This is a genomic window from Spirosoma aerolatum, from assembly GCF_002056795.1.
Taxonomy (GTDB): domain Bacteria; phylum Bacteroidota; class Bacteroidia; order Cytophagales; family Spirosomataceae; genus Spirosoma; species Spirosoma aerolatum.
This window is the reverse complement of sequence record NZ_CP020104.1, coordinates 6916502-6928463: the sequence shown is the minus strand read 5'-3', so window position 1 is coordinate 6928463 and position 11962 is coordinate 6916502. Positions and strand designations below refer to the sequence as shown.

At 45.0% G+C, this 11962-nt stretch carries 12 protein-coding genes; 11 read left to right on the top strand and 1 reads right to left on the bottom strand.

Going from position 1 to position 11962, the window contains the following annotated elements; genetic code table 11:
• Positions 1-685 precede the first annotated feature (685 nt).
• The 6 genes from B5M13_RS28745 (at position 686) to B5M13_RS28720 (ending at position 4221) form a co-directional block, all read left to right on the top strand.
• Positions 686-892, top strand: coding sequence for a helix-turn-helix domain-containing protein (locus tag B5M13_RS28745; RefSeq protein WP_080058936.1), 207 nt, complete (start codon positions 686-688; stop codon positions 890-892).
• A 138-nt stretch (positions 893-1030) separates the two neighbouring features.
• Positions 1031-1306 carry a hypothetical protein gene (locus tag B5M13_RS28740; protein ID WP_080058935.1) on the top strand — a complete coding sequence of 92 codons (276 nt, stop codon included), beginning with the start codon at positions 1031-1033 and terminating at the stop codon, positions 1304-1306.
• A gap of 12 nt (positions 1307-1318) precedes the next feature.
• Positions 1319-1546 (top strand): hypothetical protein, encoded by a 228-nt coding sequence (locus tag B5M13_RS28735; RefSeq protein WP_080058934.1) that lies wholly within the window; start codon positions 1319-1321, stop codon positions 1544-1546.
• Positions 1547-1553: 7 nt separating this feature from the next.
• Complete coding sequence (locus tag B5M13_RS28730) at positions 1554-2702, top strand: RNA-guided endonuclease InsQ/TnpB family protein (RefSeq protein WP_080058933.1); 1149 nt, start codon at positions 1554-1556, stop codon at positions 2700-2702.
• A 172-nt stretch (positions 2703-2874) separates the two neighbouring features.
• Entirely contained in the window at positions 2875-3273 is a 399-nt protein-coding gene (locus B5M13_RS28725) for a hypothetical protein (protein ID WP_080058932.1), read from the top strand.
• Between the two features lie 291 nt (positions 3274-3564).
• Positions 3565-4221: a hypothetical protein gene (locus tag B5M13_RS28720; protein WP_080058931.1), complete on the top strand. Its 657-nt coding sequence runs from the start codon at positions 3565-3567 to the stop codon at positions 4219-4221.
• A gap of 65 nt (positions 4222-4286) precedes the next feature.
• On the opposite strand, the gene B5M13_RS28715 is transcribed toward B5M13_RS28720, so the two are convergent.
• The gene (locus B5M13_RS28715) at positions 4287-4556 is read right to left on the bottom strand and encodes a hypothetical protein (protein ID WP_080058930.1); all 270 of its coding nucleotides are present in this window, start codon (positions 4554-4556) and stop codon (positions 4287-4289) included.
• 398 nt (positions 4557-4954) lie between these two features.
• On the opposite strand from B5M13_RS28715, the gene B5M13_RS28710 reads away from it, so the two are divergent.
• From B5M13_RS28710 to B5M13_RS28690, 5 genes are all read left to right on the top strand, one after another.
• Positions 4955-8602, top strand: a complete 3648-nt coding sequence (locus B5M13_RS28710; RefSeq protein WP_080058929.1) for an ABC transporter permease/M1 family aminopeptidase — start codon at positions 4955-4957, stop codon at positions 8600-8602.
• 48 nt (positions 8603-8650) lie between these two features.
• On the top strand, positions 8651-9592 hold the full coding sequence (locus B5M13_RS28705) for a c-type cytochrome (RefSeq protein ID WP_080058928.1): 942 nt from the start codon (positions 8651-8653) through the stop codon (positions 9590-9592).
• 22 nt (positions 9593-9614) lie between these two features.
• Positions 9615-10073, top strand: coding sequence for a DsrE family protein (locus tag B5M13_RS28700; RefSeq protein WP_170061210.1), 459 nt, complete (start codon positions 9615-9617; stop codon positions 10071-10073).
• A 112-nt stretch (positions 10074-10185) separates the two neighbouring features.
• A complete protein-coding gene (locus B5M13_RS28695; RefSeq protein ID WP_080058926.1) occupies positions 10186-11295 on the top strand; it encodes an AAA family ATPase in 1110 nt (369 codons plus the stop codon).
• Position 11296: 1 nt separating this feature from the next.
• Positions 11297-11950 (top strand): DUF3226 domain-containing protein, encoded by a 654-nt coding sequence (locus B5M13_RS28690; protein ID WP_080058925.1) that lies wholly within the window; start codon positions 11297-11299, stop codon positions 11948-11950.
• The last annotated feature ends 12 nt before the right edge of the window (positions 11951-11962 follow it).

Here is an 11962-nt window from a genome sequence, read left to right as displayed (position 1 = left end):
TTTCAATTAAATTATTGACCTGACTTTTTGCGGCTCCGTTTTTATTGCACTCATTTAGGGGCCTATTGAACTTCAAATTAGGCTTGGTGGCAAAATAGGCCGCAACCAGAGGGCTTGTCGTTCAGTCTAAAAGCCGGGTGGGTAGGCCATGATGCTGGGCTATGACAATCCACTCCTAATCATTTTATGGAGTAAAGGATAATTGAGGTCTTCCTTTTAACTTAAATCGATTAAATGATTCTAGTTCAAATGAATAGGGATTAGTTCTTCCAGCGACCCTACCTACAGAAGGTATTAGTTTGTGATTGACTCTATCAGATACTCCCTAAAAACAAAGTGTCCGCACGAATATGCGCGAAGCCTGTCAATCAACTCAAAGAAGGACTCTACTCGGATGGTCTCAATTGTGGGGCTTGCTTCAAGGGGGCTGGGAAATGGGGTACTCATAGATTCGCTTTAATAGAAATGGTGTATATTAAAGATACAGAAAAAAGGCCAATAATCCAATATTTTTAATAGGTAACCGCGAACAATCGCAGGCTAAGCATAACATAAACCTTGCTGGATTTAATTGTGGATTAACCGATAACTCAAAGCCTGAATTATTTCCAGTACTTGCTTATGACTTGACAGGTGGATTAACAGTCCAAATGGTATCTTTGGACTGTTAAGTCTATTATTAACAATGGAGGACGTAAAAAAGCGAATAGGGCAAAAGATTCGAGAGGCTCGCAAAGCAAAGGGATTAACCTTAAAAGAGCTAGGTGTAAAGGTAGGCGTTTCGGAGTCCGTAATGAGTAGGTATGAGGTAGGAGGACAAAACCTAACTATTGAAACCCTTCAAAAAGTAGCTGATGCTTTGGGGGTAAACTTCGATGCTACTTTTAAATAAAAAATTTACCAATTAACTTGTTATATATCGACAGTTTACTATCTTTGTAATGTCAAACGACAACAAAAAAGCCCCAACGCTCTGCCTGAGAAACATCAGCGTAGGGGCAAGTCAACCATCTAACCAGAAAGTCAAACGATGACAGCGCAAACTTACGCTCTGCAAGCCCAACTTGCAAGCTCGGTTGAGCCAATGGCTCTACCACTTTCCGATCAGCATCCAATGCTATCGACTCTAATTGAGCAACTACAGGATGTACTACTCCTGTTCGATCATCCTGTACTGCAAGCCCCGCACAATTACCACTTTCAGCGTTCAGTTGAACAGCTAACCACTGAATTAGCTCAGAGTATCGCCCGGTTACACCCTGAAATCTTGGAGTGTATCCAGTATCAGCCAACTGCCAACGCTTAAGCCTCTCATTGTATGGTACACTTTGAGAAAGATAAGCTGATAATTGAGCTAGAAGCCAGAGACGAAAAGCCTTTATCGCTTTACTACCGCCTGATTGACTCCCTGTTAGAAGTCGTGTGGTTTGCGCTGGAAAACGATGAAGACGGAATGATTCGCAAGGAAGTAGGCACAATCGCCTATTACCTGCTGAATGAAATGCTGATGAAGGGGCAACCTGAACACAAACGTTTACAGCCGTAAGAGAATTATGAAAGTCCGTTACACATACCGTATATATCCAACCATCAGCCAGAAGCAAGCTTTGGCTAAGGTGTTTGGCTGTACACGGTATGTGTACAATTGGGCGCTCAGAGAGCGCGAAACGGCTTATAAGCGGGGCGAAAAGATGAACTACAACCAAAGTAGTGCCGCGCTGACTATCCTTAAGAAATCGCCCGGTTTTGAGTGGCTGAACGAAGTTTCTTGCGTACCGACCCAACAGGCACTCCGTCATCTGCAAACCGCTTACACCAATTTCTTTGAAGGAAGGGCAAAATACCCATCGGCCAAAAAGAAACGGCATCGCCAAAGTGCTGAGTTTACCGCGTCTTCTTTCAAATATGAAAACGGCATTCTCTCATTGGCTAAAATTGGCCCCCTAAAAGTCCGTTGGTCTCGCCCCTTTACCTCCAAACCCACTACCGTAACTGTTACCAAAACCCCATCGGGACGCTATTATGTCTCGCTGATACTGGACGAACCCGCGCCCGTCCACTACCCCAAAACAGGCAACTCTATCGGTATTGACCTCGGCATCAACAAGCTGGCAACGCTTTCCAATGGAGAAACCATTGACAACCTGAAATCCACTAAAAAATACGAAAAGCGATTGGCGAAAGCCCAGCGCACCCTGAGCCGGAAAACCAAAGGCTCGGGGCGCTGGAACCGCCAACGCATCAAAGTTGCTCGTATTCAGGAAAAGATTGCCGATACCCGCAAAGACCACCTCAACAAAGTCACAACCGATTTGGTCAAACGCTTTGATCTGATTGCAGTTGAGGACTTGAATGTTAAAGGGATGGTCAAAAACCGCAAACTGGCAAAACACATCTCGGATGCAAGCTTTGGTACATTCGTGTCGATGCTGGACTACAAATGTAACTGGCGGGGCAAGCGACTAGTTAAAATTGACCGCTGGTATCCAAGCTCGAAAACCTGTTCGGGTTGCGGTCATAAGCTGGCTGAGTTGCCCCTGAGCATACGTAGCTGGCAGTGTCCAGCCTGTCTGTCGGAACATGACCGTGACATCAATGCGGCTCGGAATATATTGTACTTTTCGGCGGAGGGACACTCCGTTCCAGCGCGTGGAGCGACTGTAAGACCCTGCATAGTTAGGGCGCGTTGCGGTGAAGCGTGAATACCCATAAATAGGTAATGTCAAGACCGTTTACTCAAAGCCCACTTGCTTTACCTCTTGTGTGACTGGATTATCTCATTAATTTGTCCTCTAATTGGAGGACTTGAATGCAATAATAGAAGATATTCTACATTAATCCAAGACTTTTTAGAAGATATTTTAATTGTTTTTCATGGCCAGCGCAAACCGACTCAAACAGTATTTAGTAGCTAAAGGAATGAATAACAGAGAGGCCGACGACCTTTTTGGCTTCTCCAACGGCCTTACTGGTAAGTTTTTGGCTGGAAAAACGGTCCTGGGAGTTGATAAAATAGAAAACATTCTATCGGCTTGCCCTGATCTAAACGGCGATTGGTTAATTACAGGCCGTGGCGCTATGCTGGTTAACGATCATTCACATCACAGTCAAGTCACTGAACCAAAGACCGAATACGGCAGAAATAAAGACTTGGTGGCTAGAATCGCTGAATTAGAGGCACGTTTAGCCGATAAAGATGAAATTATTGAAGCTTTACGGGAAACGATCAAGTTATATAAAACGGTGACCAAAAATAGAACTAATTCTATTTGATATGAACCGCTAAATGAACCGCTAAATGAACCGCTAATCTCAAATGTTAAGATTAGCGGTTCATTTTCGGGGGGGTTTATTAGAAATTTCCTTCAAAAAAATACCCACAGATTAATAAACCATTAAGAACCTTAAAACCCTGTTAATTCTGTGTCAGAATAACCACTAAACACACATGAAGAAATTGTACTTTCACAACCTAAGCTGTACACCTAAAAATACACCCAATTGTACACCTTTCTTTAAAAGTTAAGATTAGGTGTACATTTCCACTCAAAAACCACCCTTACAATGAAACAGACACTACCAGTTTTGCTTATGCTATCTCTAATTGCCTGCAATCCTCTATCAAAGGAGTATCACAAAAAAACTGCCAAAGAGGACATAGAAGCAATTTATAAACATGACAGCATCGAGGGAAAGCATGTATTTACCGCATTGATTAAGCGAAACATAGCAGATATACCATCCGAAGGGATTAAATACCAACAACTTGCTGATGAAGGCCGTATGGCCGAAGAAAAAGCAGCAAAACAGAAAAAAGAAGAAGAGGAACAAGCTCAGAAAGAACTTATTAAAGAGCAACAGCGCGCCGAACGACTCAATAAGGTCTTCAATCTAACTCTACTCCATATAGACCGCGAAAAGGGGGATTTTCAAGAATATATTGCTTTTAAGATGTTGTTACAGAATAGATCAGACAAAGAGATTAAGGCCGTCAAAGGGGTAATAACCTTTAACGATCTATTTGACAAGGAAATCAAATCAATAAACCTGACTATGGACACTCCAATGAAGCCAGGCCAATCATTCAATGAGTCTTATACCATTGATTATAATCAGTTTATTGATGAAGACAGAACACTTGCATCTAAATCCGCGAGTCAAGTTAAAATGGTCTGGAAGCCAGAGAAAATACTTTTTATGGATGGCACAAGCATTGAATAGCCATTTAAACGCCATTTAACCACAAAAAAAGCCTTGCAATCATCCTGCAAGGCTTTTTCTTCGATTTATATCAATTCGGCCTGTTTTAGCACTGAATCGGCCAATTCTTGGGCTGTAGCGTATAAGATTGACTCCTTATGCAAAATAGGTCTATGACGTTCTTTGTAATGGTTTTTGAGGGCATACTCAATCACATCTCTTAAATCTTTGTCACCCTCAAGTCTCCACTGCTTTATGGAAATATTGATAAAGTCGATTTCATCACTTGAAACTTTACCTTCATTTAGGAAATAGACCTTTTGCCCAACCTCGAATTTAGTGCTGATAGTTGCCATAGAATGTAAGGGAAATCAAAGAGTTACGGTTAAAATTCATTACTACGGTAAAGATAATCCAACTCCAATTTAAGTGAAATCCAAATCTTCACATTTGGCGCTTTTTGGGGTGTTTCGTAACTGCCTGATTATCAATATTCGGGCAAAAAATAAAAGAACACCTCTTAACATTACAAAATACCCCCTATACATTAGATGAATCACATTATTATCTGATTTTGGCTCATGTTTAGAATACGCTGATACAACCGATTTGCAAGCTGATTTAAAAGAAATAGCGTGTTTGCTTAACGCCTATTATACCGCAGTTAATAGCCAACGTTAGCAGCATGGGTGCGTGAGCCTAGGTAGTTCACCTCCCCACTTCTCGCTCCTAACTCCTAACTCTTTGAAACCCCATGTTCTCTGAAATTTTCCGCTTTGAACTCGCGTACCGGCTTAAACGGCCTGCCACTTACCTCTACGCCCTGATTCTCTTTCTGTTTACTTTCCTGTTTGTCATTTATGGGAATGGACCGGCGTCGGAGAAAACGAATGTCAATTCCCCCTACGCCATCAGTCAGTTTGTGGTGGTGCTGACCATTTTCGGGATGCTGGTAGCCTCGGCAGTTATGGGGGTGCCGGTCTATCGCGACATTGAACACAATACCAAAAATTACTTCTTCAGTTTCCCAATCACCGAACGAGGCTATATTCTGGGCCGGTATTTCGGGTCGTTTGTCGTACTGTTGGGTATTATGGGGGTGGGTATGCTCGGCATCGTTATTGGCTCACTGTTGGGGCCAGTGTTTAATCTGGCTGACAATACCGAGCGGTTCGGACCCATTCGGTTTCGTGATTACGCCTATCCGTTCCTGCTGTTTGTGTTGCCCAATATGTTTCTGGTCGGTAGCATTTTCTTTGCATTGGTCGCCTTTTCACGGCAGGTATTTACAACTTATGCGGGGAGTATTTTGCTGTTCATTGCGTATCTGCTTGGTACTACGCTCTCGCAGGATCTGGAAAACAAACACCTTGTCAACTTACTTGATCCGTTTGGCTCGTTTGCCTACGACAATGCCACCAAATACTGGTCGCCAGTGGAGCAGAATACGCTGATACCACCGCTCGAAGGTGATTTGCTGACCAACCGACTAATCTGGTTGGGCGTAGCACTGCTGGTGTTTTTGCTGACGGTATTTCGGTTTAGTTTCGCGCGGTTTCTGGCCGTCAAACTGGGCAAAAAAGCCAAAGGAGAAGCTTCCACAGAGAAAGCACCTTCGCTGGCAAGCCTACCAACGCCAACGCCTGTTTTTCAGGTCAGTACTTACATTGGGCAGATGATCAAACAGGCCCGGATCGAGTTTAGCAACATCATTCGCGATCCGTATTTCATTGCTATACTGCTTGGAGCAGTGTTGTTCCTGTTTCTGGATGGCTGGTTTGGGGTGCAAACCTATGGCACGCCTTCATTGCCAACTACCTACACCATGCTCGAAGCCCGGAACGGTACATTCTTCTTCTTCGTGCTGATCGTCATTATTTTCTACACCGGCGAGGTGGTTCACCGCGATAAAGTCGTTCATTACGATACGATTGCCGATGCCCTGCCTGTGCCCGACTGGATGAATTACGGCGCTAAGCTACTGGCGATGACGTATATCTGTCTGCTTCTCTGTACACTTATTATTGTATCGGGCGTAATGGACCAGACGGTGAAGGGTTATTTCAACTACGAATTTCCGCTCTACTTCCGCGATGCATATGGCATTGCCTTCACCCAGTATTTTCAGTTGGTAATGCTGGCCTTTTTCGTGCATACGATGGTCAACCAGAAGTTTGTGGGGCACATTGCTACATTGGCTACGTACATTGTTATCTGGGCCGTACCGCAGTTTGCCGAGTTTAATTACAAACTGGCGCTGCCCTTTTCGGGCGGTGGGGTCCAGCTCTCCGACATGAACGGATTTGGGCATTACCTGTCTTCACTGGCATCGTTTCGGGTATACTGGTATGCCTTTGGCGGCATTCTGCTGGTGCTGGCCCTATGGTTCTGGAATCGGGGAGCCGATACGGGTTTCAAATCGCGCTGGCAACTGGCCCGGCAACGGATGGGCAAACTGTCGATGGCACTGGTAGCGTTGCTGCTGGTTGCTTTTGTGAGTATGGGCGCCTGGATTTATACCAACGTAAGTGTAAAAAACCGCTACTATTCGGCCGATGAACAACGGGAACAACAGGCCGACTATGAGAAGAAATACCATAAATATGCGAACGTACTACAGCCGAAAATTACCAGCGTCAAACTATCGGTCGATGTATTTCCCGATGAGTTTAAGGCGGTAGCAACCGGACTGTTCTCGATTGTGAATAAAGGCGATCAACCCATCGACTCCCTGCATCTGACCATTTCGCCTGATAATTTCCATCGGAAGCTCACGAAGTTTACCATCGACGGACAAGCTCCAAAGCTAATCCTGAACGATGCGGATTTTGGGTATTACATCTACAAACTTCCGAAACCGATGAATCCTGGCGATACGGCCCGGATGGAGATGGACGTAAGTGGACAATATATCGGATTTCCGAACAGTGGTGACCAACGGGAGGTGGTTTCCAATGGTACGTTCTTCAACGTGGGCATTTTCCCCGGTTTTGGGTACAATGCCGATGGTGAGCTAAGTAGTGATAAGTATCGGAAGAAGTACGGTTTGCCCGTGAAAGAATGGGCAGTTCCGGCTCAAAATGATCCGCGTGGCCTGCGCGATTTTCTATTCACCGACGATGCGGACTGGGTAACGTTTGAAGGCATCATTTCAACTACTCCCGACCAAACGGCTATTATGCCGGGTGAACTGCTCAAGACCTGGACCGCCAATGGGCCTGATGGTAAACCTCGCAAGTATTTTCAGTATAAACTTCCCAGCTTCTCCGATTATTTCTTCAGCATGTGCTCAGCGAAGTACGCCGTTAAGCGCGATTCGTGGACAGGGCCCGATGGCAAAAAGGTGGCGCTGGAAATTTACCATCACCCCGGCCATGATCGTAACCTCGACCGATATATGGCGAGTATGAAAGCGTCGCTGAGTTACTACACTAAAAACTACGCACCTTATCCGTATCCCGTGCTGCGGGTGCTGGAATTTCCACGCTATGCGGCTTTTGCCCAATCGTTTCCGACCACGGTGCCCTATTCTGAAGAGTTTGGCTGGGTGGGCGATTTCCGCGATCCCGACAAAACCGATTACGCCTATTATGTAACAGCGCACGAGGTTGCACACCAATGGTGGGGGCACCAGATTATGCCCAGCCGGACACGGGGTGCCAACCAGATTTCGGAAACGATGGCCGAATATTCTGCACTGATGGTTCTTAAAGAGCGTTATGGTGTCGATGCTATGCCCAAGTTTTTGAAGTATAGCCTGGATCGGTATCTGGGTGGTCGGGCGTTTGAGGATAAGTTTGAGGCCAATATGCTTGATAATGACACCCGCTCGTACGTCTGGTATCAGAAAGGGTCGATGCTGATGTATGCCTTGCAGGATTACATTGGCGAAGCCCGCGTCAATCAGGCTATGAACGACTACATGAAGGCGGCCCGGTTCCGCCAGCAAGCCCCTTTTACCACTTCGCTCGAATGGTACAGTTTCCTGAAAGCCGCTACCCCCGATTCGCTGAAACCCTGGCTGGCCGATAACTTCGAAAAGCTGACGCTCTACGACAACCGGATCACCAAAGCCGAAGCAAAATCGATTGGGAAAGACCAATATCGGATCAAACTGTATGTACGCTCGGCAACGGAGTATTACGACAAAGCGGGTAAGGAAATCAGTAAAGGCAAGGGGCCGGTTCTGGTCGACATTGCCGTTTTAACGAACGATAGCAAAAATAAAGATGGTCTGACGATCAAAGTGCCGCTCTATATGCAGAAGCATAGCCTCACACCCGGTGAGCATGTCATTGAGGTGACTGTAAAAGGTAAGCCCGTTAAAGCTGGAATCGACCCGTACAATAAGCTGATCGACCGCGTTTCCGACGACAATCTGGTAAACGTAGATATGCCGTAAAGGAACTTGTTTGCAGGCTGATAACTAAATGTTTCTTCCTCAGAAACCATGAACCACTTACGTACAAACTATGGTCGAGCCTACTGGCTTTTGGGCTTATGCGCTTGTGTTGCTGGGTTGGTGGCTTTAGTGCCACCTTCCTACTGGCAACCCCCTGCCGATAGCCGGATACCAGCAGGAGCTAAAGGACAGCAGATTCGCTACGGTCGGGAGTTGATTGCGCATACGGCCAAATACCTGGGGCCCAAAGGAAGTGTGAAGCACCTCTCGAATGGCATGAATTGCCAGAACTGCCATCTCGAAGCTGGAACTAAAGTACTGGGAAACAACTATTCGGCTGTGTACTCAACCTACCCAAAATTTCGGGATCGTTCAGGGTCAGTAGAGTCAATTATCAAGCGCGTATCGGACTGTTTTGAGCGGAGCCTTGCCGGTAAATCCCCTGATAGCAGTAGTAGGGAAATGAAAGCTATTGTCGCCTATATGCAGTGGTTAGGGACGGATGTACCGAAAGGTCAAAGACCCGAAGGGGTTGGCTTGGTAAAAGTAGCCTATCTGGACCGGGCGGCCGACTCCACAAAAGGTCGGGCGGTGTATGTGGCTAAATGTCAGGTTTGCCACGGAGCGAAAGGCGACGGCATTCGGGCAACTGGTGCATCGGAGTATGTGTATCCGCCCTTATGGGGCCCGAAAAGCTACAACGACGGCGCGGGCCTGTACCGGCTGTCGAGCTTTGCTGGTTATGTAAAAAACAACATGCCGTTTGGGGCTACCTACGCCAGTCCGCAGCTAACCGACGAAGAAGCCTGGGATGTAGCCGCCTTTGTCAACTCCATGCCGCGTCCGCACAAAGACCAAAGCAACGACTGGCCTAACATCGCCACCAAACCGATTGACTTTCCCACGGGCCCGTATGCAGATGGCTTTAGTGAGCAGCAACATAAATTCGGCCCTTACCAACCCATTGCAGATGCGCGAAAACCGAAGTAGCTTTACTGTAAACAAACTGATCATGAAAAAACATATCTACTTACTGCTGGTAGCCTTTCTGGGAATGGTTGTATCGGTAAGGGCACAGTCGAGCGAGACAGGTACATTCCACGGAGCCCAGCCTACCAAGTCCCGCTACAAGGCCATTTATCAGCTCAATACGGCCGATACGGCCACCATCCGGCACGCCCTGGCCAACATCCAGAATGCGCTGAACGATCCCCGACTGAAAGGCAAACTGGACGTTGAACTGGTTGTATATGGTGGGGCTAACATTGTGTACCGGAAAGACAAGCCTTATTTTCAGAGCGATATTGAAAACCTGCACAAGCAGGGTGTGATTATGGCCATGTGCGAAAACACCATGCGGATGCGAAAAATCAGTAAGGATGAGCTGTTCCCGATTGTGAGTTATGTACCCAGCGCCAACGGTGAACTCATCATCCGCGAACAGGAAGGCTGGACCATCATTCGACCTTGATTCAACTAAGCCGTTTAACACAACAGCCCGCTAACCAACGAACTGGTGGCGGGCTGTTTTTTGTCAATAGTGTAACAATCGCTAATTTTCAGAAATAGTAGCACTATTTCTCATGTTAAACTCGCTCGAAATCCGCAATTACCGCAACCTCCGCCACCTGACGATTGAAAAGTTAGGCCGAGTGAACTTGTTGGTCGGGAAAAATAATACCGGAAAAACGTCGGTGTTAGAAGCGATTAGTCTTCTAGCATGTAAAGCTAATCTTCAATGGATTAGTAAGATTTTTGAAGAAAGAGGAGAAGATGCTTCTAGTACTTCCTTGATGGAAACCGAGCAGCGGATCGAATACAACTTAGAATTGCTATCAGGCTTGTTTTATGGTAGAGAATACAGTACAGATAAACAAGCATCTATTTTAATATCTTCCGAAGATGGCTTTTTAACCCTTAGGTTTGTTTACTATATAAAAGAAGAGATTCAAGATGAAGAGGGGACTTATTCAAGAATCGTCACAGTTAATTCGCCAAATAATTCCGAAGGTTTAGGTTTAGAGATAACAGTTGATAACACATTTCAAGTTGTTACTCTTAATAGAAATTTAAATCGGCCTACACGTTTTAGGAGTATACCAGAAAATATACAATTTGTTAGGTCAAGCGGAATAAATCGTGAGACAAATGGTCGTTTATGGGATAAAATAACTTCATCAGAAAAAAATATATATGTTGAAGATGCTTTAAGACTTATTGAGCCTAATATAGAGAGTTTACGTTTTGTGCTTCCCAATATAGAGTCTTATGGAACAAAAAGGAAAGATGAAAGAATAGGAAGGGTACAACTAAAAGGGTTAAGTAAACCTATCTATTTACGCTCAATGGGTGATGGAATTAATCGTATTCTCACGATAATTTTAGCAATGGTAAATTGTGAAAATGGCTACCTATTCATTGATGAATTTGAAAATGGCTTACATTATTCCGTTCAGGAAAAATTATGGGAAATTATCTTTTTTCTCTCGGAACGATTAAATATTCAGGTATTTGCAACGACGCATAGTAATGATGCCGTTAAGTGGTTTACCTATATATTGGCTAAGCAGGAAAAGCCTGATGAAGCGGGCAAAGCCATTCGTTTACAACTTCACAACGGTGATGTTCGAGCTATAGATTACTCACCAGAGGAATTGGAAACAGCCGTAGAATATAACATCGAAGTGCGTTGACATGAAAGTAAGAGAGAAATTCAACGCCAAACTGTTAGTTGAGGGAAATGATGATCAACACGTAGTGTGGGCCATTTGTGAAAAATACAATATCCCTGAAACTTTCGATGTGATTGATTGCGAAGGTATTAGTCGAATTTTAGAACGACTACCCCTTGAACTAAAGCAGGAAAGTATTAAAGCCATTGGCGTGGTATTGGATGCTGACCAGGATTTGCAAAAACGTTGGAAAAATTTATCAGGAATTTTATCGTCATTCGGTTATGCAATCCCTGATCAACCTAGCCCAGAAGGCTTTACGCATTTGCCACATGATATTTACCCAACTATCGGTATCTGGCTTATGCCCGATAATTTGCAATCAGGCATGCTCGAAGATTTTATTCGCTTGCTAATTCGACCGAATGATCTGCTGAGTCCATTTGTAGAACAAGCCCTTGTTCAACTTGAAGCTCAGCCAATTGATAGTCGGTACAGTGAAATTCATCGGGCTAAAGCCTATATCCATACTTGGCTAGCTTGGCAAAAAGACCCCGGCACGCCCATGGGGTTAGCAGTAACGAAAACCTATCTCGACCATAATACGGAACTCTGCCAGCGTTTTGTTAACTGGTTAAATCGATTGTTCAATCCTGAGCCGCAAACGGTTTTATGAGCCGTCATTTTA